Raw genomic sequence first — 15,597 nt, 5'->3', positions numbered from 1 at the left:
CGTCTCAGCTACGACCGTACGTGGGCGGCGGGCCGCCCGTCTGCGGCACTTCCAGCCAACGCCGGTGCTTTCCGGGCACTTCGAGGCGCACTGACAGGCGCTCATCGCCACCCGCGCGCCCCCACTCGTACGGCCGCGCCGCACCTTCGGCGGGTACGCCCCGCCGGAGCCCGGCCCGGGCGGGCGATACGCTTCGTGGGCAGTAGGTCTCGCAGTCTTTTGTCGCAGGTCACGCCGGTGCAGAGCCGCACCGGCCGACGGAGGTGGAATCGGATGCCCCAGCAGGTCAAGGCAGTCATCGCGCGCGCCAAGGGCGCGCCCGTGGAGGTGACCACGATCGTGGTGCCGGACCCTGGCCCGGGCGAGGCGGTGGTCCGGATCCAGGCGTGCGGCGTCTGCCACACCGACCTCCACTACCGGGAGGGCGGCATCAACGACGAGTTCCCGTTCCTGCTCGGCCACGAGGCCGCGGGCATCGTGGAGTCGGTCGGCGAGGGCGTCACCGAGGTCGAGCCCGGCGACTTCGTGGTCCTCAACTGGCGCGCGGTGTGCGGCCAGTGCCGCGCGTGCGAGCGGGGCCGCCCGCAGTACTGCTTCAACACCCACAACGCCGAGCAGCGGATGACGCTGCTGGACGGCACCGAGCTGTCCCCGGCGCTGGGCATCGGCGCGTTCGCCGAGAAGACCCTGGTCGCGGCCGGCCAGTGCACCAAGGTGGACCCGGCCGCCGAGCCGGCCGTCGCCGGCCTGCTGGGCTGCGGCGTGATGGCGGGCCTCGGTGCGGCGATCAACACCGGCAACGTCGGCCGGGGCGACTCGGTCGCGGTGATCGGCTGCGGCGGCGTCGGCGGCGCGGCCGTGATGGGCTCCCGGCTGGCGGGCGCCGCGAAGATCATCGCGGTGGACATCGACGACCGCAAACTGGAGACCGCCCGCCGACTGGGCGCCACCCACACCGTCAACTCCCGCACCACCGACCCGGTCGAGGCGATCCGCGAGCTGACCGGCGGCCACGGCGCGGACGTCGTGGTCGAGGCGGTCGGCCGGCCGGAGACCTACAAGCAGGCCTTCTACGCCCGCGACCTGGCCGGCACCGTCGTCCTGGTCGGCGTGCCGACCCCGGAGATGACGCTGGAGCTGCCGCTGCTCGACGTCTTCGGGCGCGGCGGTGCGCTGAAGTCCTCCTGGTACGGCGACTGCCTGCCCTCGCGGGACTTCCCGATGCTGATCGACCTCCACCTCCAGGGCCGCCTGGACCTCGGCGCCTTCGTCACCGAGACCATCGAGCTCGACCAGGTGGAGCAGGCCTTCGAGCGGATGCACCAGGGCGACGTCCTGCGTTCGGTGGTGGTCCTGTGAGCGAGGGGACGCGCATCGACCGGCTGGTGACGGCCGGCACCTTCGAACTCGACGGCGGCAGCTGGGAGGTGGAGAACAACGTCTGGATCGTCGGCAACGACGAGGAGGCGGTGGTGATCGACGCCGCGCACGACGCCGAGGCCATCGAGGCCGCGCTCGGCGGGCGCCGGCTGCTGGCGATCGTCTCCACCCACGCGCACAACGACCACATCGACGCGGCCCCGGCGCTCGCCGCCCGCACCGGTGCGCCGATCCTGCTGCACCCGGACGACCTGCCGCTGTGGAAGCTCACCCACCCCGAGCGGCTGCCGGACGGCGAACTGGCCGACGGCCAGCGGATCGAGGTGGCCGGCACCGAGCTGACGGTGCTGCACACCCCGGGCCACGCGCCGGGCGCGGTCTGCCTGTACGCGCCCGCGCTGGGCACCGTCTTCACCGGCGACACCCTGTTCCAGGGCGGCCCGGGCGCCACCGGCCGGTCGTTCTCGCACTTCCCGACGATCGTCGACTCGATCCGCGGGCGGCTGCTGACGCTCCCGGCCGAGACCGTGGTGCGCACCGGCCACGGCGACCCGACGACCATCGGCGCCGAGGCCCCGGCCCTGCCGGAGTGGATCGCCCGCGGGCACTGACGCTCCACCGGTACGGCCCCCGGGGAACGACCGTTCCCCGGGGGCCGTACCATCCGATCATGGCCCATGACCCGCGCGACCTCGACGAACCGTTCCTCGCCTTCTGGCGGGAGCGGCACATCTCCACGCTGACCACCACCCGCCCGGACGGCACGCCGCACGTGGTGCCGGTCGGGGTGACGTACCAGCCGGAGACGGGGACCGCCCGGGTGATCACCAGCCGCACCAGCCGCAAGGCCCGCAACGTGGCGGAGGCCGGGCCCGAGGGCCTGCGGGTCGCGGTCTGCCAGGTGGACCGGGCCCGCTGGTCGACCCTGGAGGGCGTGGCCGTCGTCCGCGACGAGCCCGAGCAGGTCGCCGAGGCGGAGCGCCGCTACGCCGAGCGCTACCGCGAGCCGCGGGTCAACCCCGACCGGGTGGTCATCGAGATCACCGTCGACCGCGTCCTCGGCCGGGCCTGAGAGCGCCTGGGCGGGACGGGATCGCCCGCGGCCGCCGGGCCGCTCAGTACCGGGCGTCGGTGGGGTCGATGGTGAGCTCGGTGACCCGGGCGTGTCCGGGTCGGCTCATCGCCCACTCGACGGCGGCCGCCACGTCCTCGGCGAGCAGCGGGTGGTACGGCCAGTCGGTGACGTCGTGGACGCGCGGGGCCGCGGCCCCGGAGAGCACCGAGGCGAACTCGGTGTTGGTGGCGCCGGGGGAGACCAGGCAGATCCGGCAGCCGCCGGCCGGCCGTTCCTCCTCGGCGAGCGAGCGGACGAAGCCGGCCAGGCCGTGCTTGGTCGCGGCGTAGGCCGCGTAGCCGGGCGAGGGCCGGGTGCCGAACAGGGAGCCGATCAGGACCAGGTCCCCGCCGGTGGCGTCCAGTTCGGGCAGCAGCCGGCGCGTGACGACCATCGGGGCCAGCAGGTTGACGCGCAGCTGGGACTCCCAGGGCGCGCAGTCGGCCTCCCGCACCGGGCCGTAGCCGCGGCCGTGCCCGGCCGCCAGCACCGCGCCGGCCAGCGGACTCGGCAGGGCCGCGAGGACGTCCGTCAGCGCGTCGGACAGCTCGTCGGTGCGCTCCAGGTCGAGGGGCACCGCCACGGCGGCGGTGCCGTGCCCGGCGGACAGCTCCGTGGCCAGCGCCTTCAGGCGGTCCTCGCGCCGGGCGATCAGCACCAGGTCGTGTCCGCGGGCGGCGAGCCGGCGCGCGGTGGCCGCTCCGATGCCGCTGCTCGCTCCGGTGACGAGCACGGTTCCCGTTGTGCCGGGCATGCGTCCTCCTGCTTCTTCGGTGACGGACTCGGGGGGCTTCGGCGCAGGCCCCGGGACTCGGGCCCGGGGCCTCGCACCTCAGGACTCGCGTCAGGCCTCACGCCTCACGCCTCAGGCCTCAGGACTCAGGACTTCTTCGCCTCGGCCGCCCGCTCGATCCCGGCGAGCATGTCGCGCGGGAACCAGAGGCTGCTCGCGCCCGCCAGGGCGACGGCCGCGGCGCCGACCAGCACCGGCACGATGCCGACCCGGGAGGCGAGCCACCCGCCGACGAAGGCGCCGACCGGCAGGGTGGCGGTCAGCACGGCCCCCAGGAAGGCGTTGACCCGGCCCAACAGGTGCGCGGGGGTGACGAGTTGGCGTCCGGTGGTCATGGCGATCGACCAGACGGTGGCCAGCAGCCCGAACAGCAACTGGTACAGGACCAGCACCGGGAACGGCAGCCCGAGGGAGGCCGCCGGGATGAGGAAGAGGGCCGCCCCGGCGCCGACGGCGCACAGCCGGATGGCCCGGGCCATGCCCAGCGCCCGGGTGACGGAGGTCGCGGCCAGCACCCCGGTGCCCATGCCGACGGCGTACGCGGCGTAGACCGTGCCGAGCTGCCACGGGGGCAGCTGCAGCTCCCGGTCGGCGTACAGGATGAACAGCCCGCCGCCGGCCCCGCCGCCGAGGTTGAGCCCGGCCGCGGCCAGCGCCTGGCGGCGCAGCAGGGTCTCGCGCCGGATGACCGCGAGGCCCTCCTTCAGCGCCTCGACGCGGGAGCGCGCACCGCTGCCCGCCTCCTGCGCGGACCGGTTCAGCGAGGCGGGCAGCGCGAGGAACAGGGCCCCGCCGACGAGGTAGGCGGCGCACTCCACCAGCAGCGCCGGGGCCGGGTCGATCACGCCGATCAGGATGCCGCCGAGCGCCGGCCCGCCGATCAGGCCGATGGTCCGGGCCCCGGTGAGCGAGGAGTTGGCCGGCAGCAGGCGTTCCGTGGGCACCACGCGGGGCAGACAGGACTGCAGCGCGACGCTCTGGGCGGAGCTCAGCGCCCCGGAGGCGGCGGCCGCGGCGAACAGGTGCGGCCAGGTCAGGCCGTCCAGCGCGGCCGCGAGCGGCACGCTGCCGATGGCGGGGACCTGCAGCCAGGAGACCGCGACCAGCATCCGCCGCAGCCGGGCCCGGTCGACGGCGACGCCGATCAGCGGGCTGAGCAGGACGCCGGGCAGGTAGGTCATCGCCATCAGCGCCGAGGAGCCCAGCGGGCCGGCGTGCAGGTGGGCGATGGCCAGCAGCGGCAGCGCCAGCGCGGTGACCTGCCGCCCCACCGAGCTGGTCATCTGCTCGGTGACCAGCAGCAGCAGCGGCCGGTGCCGGCGCAGCGGTACGGATTCCGGGGCCGGGGGCGGCGTCGCGGGCGGGCCGGACTCCGCGGGTACGGACGACTCCTCGGCCGTGGAAGATCCCATGTATCAGACTCCTGTGTCGGGCACGGTCCAGTGGCGGATGCGCGGAGGCAGTGTCACCGCCCAGCCCCGGGTGACGAGCACCAGGCCCTCGGACGCCAGTACGGACACCGCCTCACGGCCCGTACCGCTGAGGTCGTCCAGGGCGGTGGGGGTCAGGCAGGTCCGGAAGGTGGCCACCAGGTCGGGGTGGTCCAGGGCGAAGCGGGCCGAGGCGTCCGGGTCCCGGCGGTCCCTGACCTGGAGGAAGCCCGGGCCCTGCCGGTAGTAGAACCGCCCGTACCCGTACGTGGCGCGCCAGTCGGCCAGCGCCCGTCCGGCCGCCGGGCCCGCCGGGGCCGCGTCCCCGGTACCCCCGGACGCGTCGGCGGGCGGCGGCAGGTGGTGCAGGTGGTGGAGGGCGAAGTCGGCGGCCGCCGGCTCGCGCAGCACCGGGTCCCCCGGCGCCAGGGACCAGTGCACCGGGAGGACGTGGCTCTGGCACTCGCGCAGCAGCCGGACGGCCTCGGCGGCGGGCCGCCCGCCCGCGCCGAGCGGGACCGGCTCGGTGAGGACGACCAGCCGGCCGTCCATCCGGTACGGCAGCGCGTCCGGCAGCTCCGGCCGGTCGGGCGCGGCCAGGGAGGGCTTGGCGATCGGCATCACGCCACCTCCTCGGGGGTCGGTACGGCGGCGAGGAGCGGGGCGTCCTGGCCGGGGGCGCGGACCGGAACCGCCCGGGTGGGCAGCGCGAGCAGGGTGTCGCCGTCCTTGAACACCAGCCCGTGCGCGAGGAGTTCACGACCCCAGGAGGTGAGCTCGGCCAGTGGGACGTGGTGCCCGGCCTCGGCCAGGCGGCGGTGCAGGGCGGGGATCGTCCGGCCGTGGTCCAGTTCGCGGAACGCGGCGGCCCGCCAGTGGGTCAGCCGGTGGGTGCGCCGCGGCCAGCCCTCGCGTTCGTCGTGGACGAGCAGGTCGCCGTCCTCGCCGCCGTCGCCGTCCGCGGCCGGTTCGAGCAGGAGCCGGGAGGACGGGTAGGCCTCCGTCCAGCGGTCGATCTCCTCCACCAGCCGTCGTTCCAGCTCGCCCTGGATGCCGGTGGCCGGGGCGTCGAACAGGTAGACCAGGTCCTCCAGTTCCTCCCGCGGCAGCTGGTAGACGTGCTGGTAGATGTCGGCCGGGCGGCGCTCGGTGAAGCCCAGCGCGGGGTTGGTGAAGTGCGGGCTGAACCGCTCCAGGGCGATGCGGGTGGCACCGCCCGGCGGCTGGAGGTGACGCAGCGCCGGCATCTGGTCGATGATCTCCGTGTAGTCCTCGTCGTGCTCGCCCGGGAACCCGTAGAGGTAGTTCCAGACGCAGGTGAGCGCGTGGTTCTCGCACTCCCGCATGGTACGGACGTTGCGGGCGCCGGTGACCCCCTTGTCCATCAGGCCGAGCACCCGGCTGTTCAGGCTCTCGATGCCGGGCTGGACGTGGGTGACCCGGGCGCGGCCCAGCAGGGCGATCTGCTCCTGGCTGAGGTTCGACTTCACCTCGTAGTGGATGCGCAGGTCCCACTCGCTCTCGGCGGCCCGTGGCAGGAAGTCACGGAAGTAGTCCATGCTGATGATGTTGTCGACCGTGATGACGTCGAGCAACTTGTGCCGGTGGACGAGCCGTTCGATCTCGGACCAGAGCTGCTCGCCGCTCTTGGAGCGGAACTCCATCAGGCTGCCGTTGAGCCCGCAGAAGGTGCAGTGGTGCTTCTCGCCCCACCAGCAGCCCCGGGCGCCCTCCACCACGAGCTTGGGTTCGACGAACTCGGCCACCGGGGAGGCGTCGAAGGACTCCTGCCAGGCGTCGAAGTCGGGGCTGGGCAGCAGCCCGACGGGCACGGTGCCCTTGGCCTCCCGGTTGGCGCGCGAGGTGTCGCCGTCCCACCAGCAGACCCCGGGGACGTCCGCGGGGGCGGTGCCGCGCTCCAGGTGGGCGAGCAGCGCCGGGAACGCCCTCTCGGCCTCGCCGCGCACGACGTGGTCCAGGAAGCGGTGGTTGCGGTGCAGGGCGTGGCCCATGACGCTGTCGCAGTTGCTGCCGCCCAGCACGGTGACGACCTCGGGCCGCAGCCGCTTGATCTCCCGGGCGAGGGCCAGCGAGGGCACGTTCTGCAGGAAGGTGGTGGTCATGCCGACCACGTCGGGGTCGCCGGCGAGCACCTCACGGGCGGCCTCCGCGATGAACCGGGCGGCGTGCGGCCGCATCCGCAGCAGGCTGTCGATCGACGACCCGGTGCGCTCCGCGTAGGCGGTCAGCTGCTCGGTGCCCCAGTGCTCGTCGTCGTACAGGCAGCCCGAGAAGACCCAGTCGCCGAAGCCGTCGAACACCTGGTCGTCGGCGACGGTCATGTACTCCATCGGGGTCAGTTCGCCGTCGCTGTGCTCCAGCAGGAACTCGGCCCAGCGCAGCCACCCGTGGTACTCGGTGACCTCGTCCGCCGGCCGTTCCCGGGTGACGAGCGCGTGCAGGAGACCGACCTGGAGCGACGGCATCTCCAGGGCCTGCCACGGCATGGAGACGAGCGCGATACGCATTCCCTGGCCTTTCGGACTCGCGGAACAGTGGAGAGGCGGCCGTACCACCGGGGGTACGGCCGCCTCGGTACAGATGCGCGCTTACTTGGCGGCGCGGCGTGTGCTCACGCTGTACTTGTTGGCCGCCTTGGTCTCAGCGCGGACGGCAACCTTCTTGATCTCCATCACACCTCCATGTGTTCTCGCGGGGATTTGCGGCGCCGGGACAGTTCTTGCCGGTCGTCCCGGACGTTCAGGAGCACCCGCATGCGGGTGGCGTGCCGCGCCCGGAGCCAGGCGGCGACACGGGGTGCCGGCGTACCGGGCAGCAGCCGGTGCACCAGCTCGGACAGCTTGTCCACGTCGTTGTGCCTCAGCACCACCTGTTCGGCGGCGAGCAGCAACTCGGCGGGCAGGCGGCGCAGTCGGTCCGCACCGGGTCCGTGGGTGAGGTAGGCCATGCCGAGCGCGACGTGGCGGGACTCGTCCCGGCGCACCAGCCGGTACACCTCGCCCAGGCCGTCCCCGCGCAGGCCCTCGTCGAACCAGCGGAACTCGTCGGCGGCGAAGCCCTCGGCCAGGGTGTGGGCCAGGAAGCGGGCGGTGTAGTCGTCCAGCGACCACAGGTCGTGCGACAGCTCCTCGACGGCGTCCCCCGGGTCCTTGACCGACCCGGCGACGGCGTGCGCGTAGCGGTGGAAGACGGCCGAGTGCTTGGCCTCGTCGGCGACCGCGGTGGCGAGCACCAGCTTCATGTCGCCCTCCGGGCAGGCGTGCAGCAGACCGGCCGCCACGTCCATGCCGACCTGCTCGGCGTAGGTGCTGCCGCTGGCGATCAGCCAGGAGAGCTCGGAGGGCGGGGCCGGGTCGGTGCGGTCCCGCAGGGCCCGGTGGACCACCTCGGCCGGCTCCCAGTCGTGCGAGCGGGCGTCACGGATGAAGCGGTGGTGCAGGTCGGGGACGCCGCGGGTGCGGTAACGGGCCACGCCCGACGGACGCGGCCCGCCCGGAGCACCTTCGGTCCCTGCCATCCCTCACCCCGTCGCCGCCGCGCCGACCGATGTCATGTCCGGGGAAGCAAAACACGGCGACCCCGATTGTTCGAACGCTTTCGTCGCTCCGTCCCCGCAAACGCGCCAAGATCCAGCGGGCGGACGCTCCTTGCGCGGCGCGCCGGGAGATCCACGGATGACCAGCGGAGATCACCGGCGGGCGGACCGACGGAACGGTCGGTCCCGGCGGGTTCAGGTCGGCCCGGAGGATGGCCGAAACCCGACCTGTGGCCAGGAATTCACCCCCATGCGGCCGGTGGTCCACCTATCGTGTGTGCGCCATGCATCGGTCACGGTGGGCGGCGCACCGGCTGACGGAGCCCCTCGCCCGGCCGTGACGCCGTGAGGGAGAGGGGCCGCCACCATGCCGCAGGACACTCCGGAGGACGTCGCGCCGCAGGCGGCACCGCCCGGGCACTGGCTGAGCCCCGGCGACGCCGGGTACGACGAGGCCCGCGCCGTGTGGAACGGCATGCACGACCGCCGCCCCGCCCACATCGCCCGCTGCCGCAGCGCGGCGGACGTCGGCGAGGCGCTGCGCTTCGCGGCGGCCCACGGCCTCGACGTCACCGTCCGCGGCGGCGGCCACAACGTCGGCGGCAGCGCCGTCGCCGACGGCGCCCTGATGATCGACCTGTCGCCGATGCGCGCCGTCACCGTCGACCCGCGGGCCCGCACCGCCGAGGCCCAGGGCGGCTGCCTGCTGCGCGACCTCGACCAGGCCACGGCGCCGTACGGACTGGCCTGCCCCGCGGGCGTGATCTCCCACACCGGTCTGGGCGGGCTCGCCCTCGGCGGCGGGTACGGCTGGCTCGCCCGGCGCTGGGGCCTGACCTGTGACCACATCCTCGCCGCCGAGGTCGTCCTCGCCGACGGCTCGGTCGTCGAGGCCACCGAGGAGAGCCACCCCGAACTGCTGTGGGCGCTGCGCGGCGGAGGCGGGAACTTCGGCGTGGTCACCCGCTTCACCCTGCGGCTGCGCCCGGTCGGGCCGGCCCTGTTCAGCATGGGCGTCTACGCCCTGGACGACGTCCCGGACGCCCTGGCCGCCTACCGCGAGTACACCGGGCGGCAGCCCGTGGGCCTGCACACCGTCGGCGGGCTGAAGCGCGCGGGCGAGCAGGAGTGGATACCGGAGCACCTGCGCGGGCGGCCCGCGCTGCTGCTCCTGGCGGTGTGGACCGGGGACGAGGAGGAGGGCCGGGCGCGGACCGAGGAGCTCTACCGGGAGGTCGCGCCCGCGGCCCGGATCAGCATCCCGATGTCGTACCCGCAGCTGCAGGCGCTCGGCGACAGCAGCGAGCCCAGGGGCGACCGCTACTTCGTCAAGTCCTGCTACGTCGAGGACCTCTCGCCCGAGGCCGTCGCCCGGCTCGTCGAGGCGACCAGGGCCAACCCGTCCGCGCTCTGCTCGATCGACTTCGAGTTCCTGCGCGGGGCCATCGCCGACGTCCCCGAGGAGGACTCCGCCTTCCCCGGCCGCGCCGCGCCCTTCCAGGTGACGGCGGAGGCGCACTGGACCGACCCGGAGCAGGACCCGGAGCACATCGCCTGGTCGCGCGCGACGGTGGAGGCCCTGCGGCCCTTCGGCACCGGCGGGGCGTACGCCAACTACGTGCAGGGCGAGGGCGACCGCAGGGCGCGGGAGATCTACGGCCCGGAGCGCTACGCCCGGCTCGCGGCCGTGAAGAAGGCGTACGACCCGGCGAACGTCCTGCGCGGCAACCTGAACATCCGCCCCGAGGGCGCGGCGGAGTAGCCGGCGGCCCCTCGCTCAGCGCGGCGCGCAGCCGCCCGGCCCGGCGACCAGCCAGTGCGCGGGCAGCTCGATCCGGGCGCCGTCGGGCGTGGACTCCGTGGTGGCCAGCGGCAGTTCGCCGGTGGCCAGGACGTCGAGGCCGGCCGCGCGGAACAACTCGGGGAACACCGAGTCGGCGACCTCGGCGGGGGTGAGCCCGTGGGCGAACACCGGGCGCAGCTTCGGGGGAGGGCCGGCCGGGCCGCGGGCGAGCTCGCCCAGCACGCCCTTGGCCGCCTCGGCGAGCTCGAACACGAAGGCCCGGCCGCGTGCCCCGAGCAGGACGCCGATGGCCTCGACCACCCGTGGGCGGTCGGCCGGCTCGCTCTGGTGGATCACCCCGCGCACGTACACGTTGGCGTCGCCGAGGCGGCGGTGGAGCGCCCGGACGGCCTCGGCGTCGGTGGCGTCCAGCCGGGTGAACTCGGCCCGCCCGGCCGGGTCCCCGCGTCGGGCGCGGTCCAGCGCCGCCCCGGACAGGTCGACGCCGAGGGCGAGCGGGAAGCGTTCGGCGAGGAAGCGGGTCTGGGTGCCGTTGCCGCAGCCCAGGTCGACGACGGGCAGCGCCGGGTCCGCCAGGTGGGGGCGGAACAGCGTGAGGTGGCGTTCGGCGCTGAGGGCCGGGTCGGCGTCCCAGATCACCGAGCCGGGTTCCTCGGGCGCGTCGCGCCAGAAGCCCTCCCAGGCGTCCAGGTACCGACTCGTCACGCTCATGGCGGAGACCTCCGGGTTTCACTCAGGGTGTCTGGCTCGTGTCTATCGGTACCCGGCCGGGGCGGCAAGCGCGGCCGGGCGGCCGGTGGTCGGCGCGCGCGGGGCGGCGCGCGGCGGGCGCGCACGGCGGCGCGCGGGGGTCAGGCCTCCGGGCGCGGCAGGCGCAGCAGGTAGAGGCCGGAGGCGGCGGCGAGCGCGGCCATGCAGGCGGCGAAGACCAGGCCCGCGTGCGCCAGGCCGAGCGGCCCGGTGAGCAGGCCCACCCCGATGACCGGGATCGAGATGCCGAAGTAGGCGACCACGAACAGGGCCGAGAGCGCGCCGCCGCGGTGCGCGGCGGGAGCGGCGGCGGCCACCTCGCCGACCGCCCCGCGCAGGCCCATGCCCTGCCCGGCGCCGCCCACCAGGGCGCTGAGCACCAGCGGCGGCAGGCTCTTCCAGGCGAGCGAGGCGGCCAGCAGGGCCATTCCGGCGATCAGCACCAGGCAGCCCAGCGGGATCGCCCGGGCGGTGCCGAGCCGGGGCACCAGGAGCTGGCCGACGGTGGAGGCGAGGAAGGCCGTGAAGACCACCAGGCCGACCAGCGCGCGGTTGTGGACGCCCAGGCCGGAGCCGAGGAAGGCGGGGCTGACCGAGGTGAACAGGCCCAGCAGGGAGAAGCCGGCGAAGGCGGCGACCCCGGCCGGCACCAACACCCGGCGGACCTCCGGCGGCAGGGTCGGCCGGGCGGCCCGGGCGGTGCGCAGCGGGCGGGCCCCGGAGACCGTCTCCGGCAGCAGCAGGGTGAGCGCGAACGAGACGGCGAGCAGCCCCAGGTGCACGGCGAACGGCAGCACCAGCGGGTGCGGCGCGTACTGCGAGAGCAGGCCCGACAGCAGCGGTCCGCAGCCGAGCCCGCCCATGTTGGCGGCGGTCGCGACGAAGCTCGCGCGGGCCCGGTGCCCGGGCGGGGCGAGCTCCAGCACGTACGCCGTCCCGGTGCCGGTGAACAGGCCCGCCGAGAAGCCGGACAGCAGCCGGCCCAGGCAGAGCAGGGCGACGCTGTCCGCGGCCAGGAAGACCACCGCGCTGGCGGCCGAGCAGGCCAGCCCGCAGAGCAGCACGGGCCGGCGCCCGACGGTGTCCGAGACGTTGCCGACCAGCAGCAGGACGCCGATGACGCCGACGGCGTACACGGCGAACACGACCGTCACCGTCAGCTCGGAGAAGCCGAGCTCCTCCTGGTACAGCCCGTAGAGCGGGGTGGGCAGCGTGGTGCCCGCCATGCAGACGGCGAAAGCGGCGGCGGCGACGAGGTGGCCCACCCGGGCGACACCAGGCCGGGCAGTCCGACGATCGGTCATTCGCCCACCATAGGCGCGCGGCCGGGGGCCGGCCCGCGCGTCCGGGGGAGCGCTGCGCCGAATGGCCGTCCGCGGGCGGCCCGTTGGCGGTCGGGCCGCGTCCGGGCGTCGGGGTGTCCGGGTGTCCGGGTGTCCGGGCGGGGCGTGCCCAGGGCGCCGAGCACGGTGTTGTCGAGCGGGCCGGCGGCGAGGCGGTCCAGGACCCGCGCGCAGGCGGTGCGCAGTCCGTGGCCGTGGCGGCGCACGTCGGGGACGACGGAACGGAACGCAGCGAGGACGGACATGCGGCTCACCTCCGGGGCGACCTGCCGGTCTTGCAGGTGCGGTCCGTTCAGCTTCCACCCGCCCGCCGGTGCCGGGGCCCGGATTGACGGGCTGCTGACACCCCGCTGACGAACTGCTGACGCGGGGTGGTGCGTGCCCCCCCGGCCGGCCTCAGACCCGGTGCGCGGCGACGTAGCGGGCCGGGTCGCCGCGCAGGTCGCCGTGCCAGCGTTCCCGGCACTGCTCGGCGAAGGTCCGGCCGGTGGCGAGGACCTCGTCCAGCGGGTCCAGGTATCCGAGGACGTGCGGCGGTTCGAGGCCGGCCGCGATCCGGGCGGCGAGCCCGGCCCGGGCCAGCCGCAGCAGTTCGGCGGCGAGCGGGCGGACCGGGTCGCCGCCGAGGCGGGTGGCCAGGCCGAGGGCGGGCAGTTCGGCGAGTGCGGCCCGGTGGTCGCGCAGGGTGTAGCGGCCGAGCAACTCCCAGGCGGCGGAGAGGGATTCGGGGTGGTAGCTGAGCCCGGCCCAGAGCGCCGGGACGGCCGGGATGTGCGGGTACGGCGGGCCGTCCGAGGCGCGTAGCTCCAGGGTGTTGCGGACCCTGGTGTTGGTCCAGAGCTGGTTGAGGTGGGCGGCCCAGTGCGCCGGGGTCGGCCGCGAGCCGTCCGGGTAGCCGTGCCGGAGCAGGTCGGCGAAGGTGCGGTCGGGGGGTGCCGGGTGGTAGCGGCCGTCCGGGGTGCGGTAGTGGATCAGCGGGATGCCGAGCGCCCAGTCGACGACCTCCTCGACGGTGACGCCGGGGCGCAGCGCGGGCGGCAGCACCCCGCCCCGGCGCGGGTCCATCCGCAGCCAGGCCCAGCACCGGTGGGACAGCAGGCCGCTGTCTGAACTCCCCGCCTGAAGAGGCGAGTTGACGAGCATGGCGGAGACCACCGGGGCGGCGGCCATCTGCATCCGCAGCTTCCGGGTGAAGTCGTCGGGGGAGAGGTAGTCCAGGGTGACCTGGGTGGAGAGCGACAGCGCCATCACGTACCGGGCGCGGCCGCCCGGCTCGCCCAGCCCGGCGAAGTAGTCCCGCATGATGGCGCCCCGGGTCATCGGCACCCACTGCATGTCGGCGAGCCGGTCGAACGGCAGGTACGCGCCGGGCAGCAGGGCCAGGCCGAACCGCCCGACCAGCTCCGCGAGTCGCTCCAGTGCGGCGCGCATGTCGTCCACCGCCTTGGCGACGGACGGGACGGGCGTCGAGGAGTACTCCAGCTGGCCGCCGTGCTCCAGGGTGATCTGGCTGCCGTCCGGGAGCAGGATCCCGGTCAGCCGACCGGCGTCCTCCAGGCGTTCGCCGCCCCACCGGGCCAGCACCGCCTCCAGCACGGCCAGCACGCCGCGCTCGCCGAAGTAGCGGGCGGCCAGCCCGGTGACCGGGTCCACCAGGCCGCACTCGACCTCGATGCCGACCAGTTCGCTGCGGCCGGGGCGGAACGGGGCCAGCAGCGCGGCCCGGTCGAGTGCGGGCGCGGGGTCGGTCGCCGGGGCGGAGTCGGGTGGGGGGTCAGCGGCGGGCGCCGGCGCGGGGTCGGGCTCAGGGGCGGGCGCCGGGCCGGGCGCACGGTTGGGATCGGCGACCGTCACACCGCCCCCACCCGGGTGCTGACCCGGGGGTGCCCGGCCCGGTCGAGCAGCGCGCCCACCGCGCCCAAGGCGGACTGCGCCGCGCCCTGGCACCAGGCGTGGGCGCCGGACAGGTGCTCGCCGGCGAAGAACACCCGCGGCCGCTCCGCCGGGAACGGGGAGCCGAGCACGGTCAGGTAGCGGGTGTGCTCGCCGGGCGTCAGATGGGCGAAGGCGCCGCCGCCCATGCCGGTCTGCACGTCCCAGTTGCAGTGCACGATGTCGTCCACGTCCCCGGTGATACCCGGGTGGAGCCGTTCCAGGCAGTCCAGCACCAGGGCGTCCCGGTCGGCCTGCTCCAGTGCGGCGAAGCGGCGGGCGTTGGCGCCCCACAGGTAGGCGCCGAGCAGCGCCGTCGGCTCGGCCGAGCGCAGCGGGTCGCGCACCGCCCAGCGCGGGCGGGAGCTGCCGTTGACGCCGTCCTTCACCCGCACCGCGTTGTCCGAGGGGTACCAGCACTGCTGGATCGGCAGGTCGGTGAAGCTGCCGCCGCCGTGGATGCCGTCCTCCAGCTCCCAGCGGCGGCGGGTGAGGTGCAGGACGGTCTTGATGCTGCTCGCGTAGCTGATGCCGCGGATGGCGTGCCGCTGGGCGTGCGGCAGGCCCGGGGTGACGGTGATCCGGTCGAGCGCGGGCGCCGGGACGCAGCACACCACGTAGTCGACGTCCTCGCGCAGCGGGGCGCCGATCCGCCGGCCGCGGAGCCGGACGCCGTCCGTGGTCAGCGCGAGTTCGTCGATCTGGGTGGAGAGTTGGAGGGTTCCGGGGCGCAGCGCGGCGACGAAGGCGTGGATCAGCGCGTCCAGCCCGTCGACCAGCTCGACCTGCCCGCGGTGGAACAGGCCGAAGTAGTCGACCAGCACCTCCAGCAGCGAGGACTGCTCGTAGTGGGCGAGGCCGGTGGCGTGGCCGACCAGGTCCCAGGCGTCCTGCGACAGGTGCTCGTGGACGAACTGCCACAGCGACACCGAGGCCGCCCGCTCCAGCGCCGGGTCGTCCCAGTGGCCCTCCAGGGTGCGGCGCTGCTGCTCCACGGTCAGGGTGCGCCACACCGAGCCGAGCAGGTGGTCCAGCAGTGGGGCCGGGGCCCGCCGTTCGGTCGGGCGCAGCTCGTACGCGGGGAACAGCGCCGCCACGTCCTGCACCCGGACCCGGCGGCCGCGCAGGTGGTAGTAGGCGCGCGGGTTGGCGTTGACGAACGGGCGGGTGGCCAGCCGGAAGCGGGAGACGTAGTGCAGCACGCAGTGGTGGTTGCCGGGGATGCGCATGGCGCCGAGGTCCACGTGGGTGCCGTCCCAGAACCGGTGGGTGCGCACCCGGCCGCCGGGCCGGTTCGCCCGCTCGTACACGACGACGTCGAACCCGCGGCGCTGCAGCTCGTAGGCGCACACCAGGCCGGCCACGCCCGCCCCGACCACCGCCACCCGGCCGCGGGCACCGGCCACCGGCTCCTCCAGCGAACGCGGGAACGCAAAGCTCGTCTCGAACATCGGCACCGTACCCCTCTGAGGCGGGACCCCCGCCCCAGCCTCGG

At 74.9% G+C, this 15,597-nt stretch carries 14 protein-coding genes; 4 read left to right on the top strand and 10 right to left on the bottom strand.

The window, feature by feature from the left end:
• The first annotated feature begins 273 nt into the window (after nt 1–273).
• Genes ACFY0X_RS14660 through ACFY0X_RS14650 form a run of 3 tightly spaced genes read left to right on the top strand, consistent with a single transcriptional unit; the run spans nt 274 to nt 2,452 of the window.
• Nucleotides 274–1,359, top strand: coding sequence for an S-(hydroxymethyl)mycothiol dehydrogenase (locus ACFY0X_RS14660; protein WP_387753823.1), 1,086 nt, complete (start codon nt 274–276; stop codon nt 1,357–1,359).
• Nucleotides 1,356–1,991 (top strand): MBL fold metallo-hydrolase, encoded by a 636-nt coding sequence (locus ACFY0X_RS14655; protein WP_387753821.1) that lies wholly within the window; start codon nt 1,356–1,358, stop codon nt 1,989–1,991. The genes ACFY0X_RS14660 and ACFY0X_RS14655 overlap by 4 nt, the downstream gene beginning before the upstream one ends.
• 59 nt (nt 1,992–2,050) lie before the next feature.
• Complete coding sequence (locus ACFY0X_RS14650) at nt 2,051–2,452, top strand: pyridoxamine 5'-phosphate oxidase family protein (RefSeq protein WP_387753819.1); 402 nt, start codon at nt 2,051–2,053, stop codon at nt 2,450–2,452.
• Nucleotides 2,453–2,495: 43 nt separating this feature from the next.
• On the opposite strand, the gene ACFY0X_RS14645 is transcribed toward ACFY0X_RS14650, so the two are convergent.
• The 5 genes from ACFY0X_RS14645 to ACFY0X_RS14625 all read right to left on the bottom strand — a co-directional run bounded on the left by ACFY0X_RS14645 (nt 2,496) and on the right by ACFY0X_RS14625 (nt 8,255).
• A complete protein-coding gene (locus tag ACFY0X_RS14645) occupies nt 2,496–3,248 on the bottom strand; it encodes an SDR family oxidoreductase (RefSeq protein WP_387753817.1) in 753 nt (250 codons plus the stop codon).
• 125 nt (nt 3,249–3,373) lie between these two features.
• The gene (locus ACFY0X_RS14640) at nt 3,374–4,699 is read right to left on the bottom strand and encodes an MFS transporter (RefSeq protein ID WP_387753815.1); all 1,326 of its coding nucleotides are present in this window, start codon (nt 4,697–4,699) and stop codon (nt 3,374–3,376) included.
• A 3-nt stretch (nt 4,700–4,702) separates the two neighbouring features.
• Nucleotides 4,703–5,338 carry a DUF5825 family protein gene (locus ACFY0X_RS14635; protein ID WP_387753812.1) on the bottom strand — a complete coding sequence of 212 codons (636 nt, stop codon included), beginning with the start codon at nt 5,336–5,338 and terminating at the stop codon, nt 4,703–4,705.
• Nucleotides 5,338–7,245 carry a RiPP maturation radical SAM C-methyltransferase gene (locus ACFY0X_RS14630; protein ID WP_387753810.1) on the bottom strand — a complete coding sequence of 636 codons (1,908 nt, stop codon included), beginning with the start codon at nt 7,243–7,245 and terminating at the stop codon, nt 5,338–5,340. Before ACFY0X_RS14630 ends, ACFY0X_RS14635 begins: the two co-directional genes overlap by 1 nt.
• A 164-nt stretch (nt 7,246–7,409) precedes the next feature.
• A complete protein-coding gene (locus ACFY0X_RS14625; RefSeq protein ID WP_387753808.1) occupies nt 7,410–8,255 on the bottom strand; it encodes a ferritin-like domain-containing protein in 846 nt (281 codons plus the stop codon).
• 385 nt (nt 8,256–8,640) lie between these two features.
• Between ACFY0X_RS14625 and ACFY0X_RS14620 the strand changes: the two genes are divergently transcribed.
• Nucleotides 8,641–10,035 carry an FAD-binding oxidoreductase gene (locus ACFY0X_RS14620; RefSeq protein WP_387753806.1) on the top strand — a complete coding sequence of 465 codons (1,395 nt, stop codon included), beginning with the start codon at nt 8,641–8,643 and terminating at the stop codon, nt 10,033–10,035.
• Between the two features lie 15 nt (nt 10,036–10,050).
• On the opposite strand, the gene ACFY0X_RS14615 is transcribed toward ACFY0X_RS14620, so the two are convergent.
• The 5 genes from ACFY0X_RS14615 to ACFY0X_RS14595 all read right to left on the bottom strand — a co-directional run bounded on the left by ACFY0X_RS14615 (nt 10,051) and on the right by ACFY0X_RS14595 (nt 15,553).
• The gene (locus ACFY0X_RS14615) at nt 10,051–10,788 is read right to left on the bottom strand and encodes a methyltransferase domain-containing protein (protein WP_387753804.1); all 738 of its coding nucleotides are present in this window, start codon (nt 10,786–10,788) and stop codon (nt 10,051–10,053) included.
• A gap of 140 nt (nt 10,789–10,928) precedes the next feature.
• A complete protein-coding gene (locus ACFY0X_RS14610; protein ID WP_387753802.1) occupies nt 10,929–12,131 on the bottom strand; it encodes an MFS transporter in 1,203 nt (400 codons plus the stop codon).
• Nucleotides 12,128–12,415 carry a hypothetical protein gene (locus tag ACFY0X_RS14605; RefSeq protein ID WP_387753800.1) on the bottom strand — a complete coding sequence of 96 codons (288 nt, stop codon included), beginning with the start codon at nt 12,413–12,415 and terminating at the stop codon, nt 12,128–12,130. The genes ACFY0X_RS14610 and ACFY0X_RS14605 overlap by 4 nt, the downstream gene beginning before the upstream one ends.
• A 151-nt stretch (nt 12,416–12,566) precedes the next feature.
• Nucleotides 12,567–14,024, bottom strand: a complete 1,458-nt coding sequence (locus tag ACFY0X_RS14600; RefSeq protein WP_387753798.1) for a glutamate-cysteine ligase family protein — start codon at nt 14,022–14,024, stop codon at nt 12,567–12,569.
• Entirely contained in the window at nt 14,021–15,553 is a 1,533-nt protein-coding gene (locus ACFY0X_RS14595; RefSeq protein WP_387753796.1) for a flavin monoamine oxidase family protein, read from the bottom strand. The genes ACFY0X_RS14600 and ACFY0X_RS14595 overlap by 4 nt, the downstream gene beginning before the upstream one ends.
• Between the last annotated feature and the right edge of the window lie 44 nt (nt 15,554–15,597).

The sequence above is a fragment of the Kitasatospora sp. NPDC001547 genome, from assembly GCF_042894165.1.
GTDB lineage: Bacteria > Actinomycetota > Actinomycetes > Streptomycetales > Streptomycetaceae > Kitasatospora.
The sequence above is the reverse complement of the archived record's forward strand: the minus strand, read 5'-3'. Positions and strand labels throughout refer to the sequence as shown.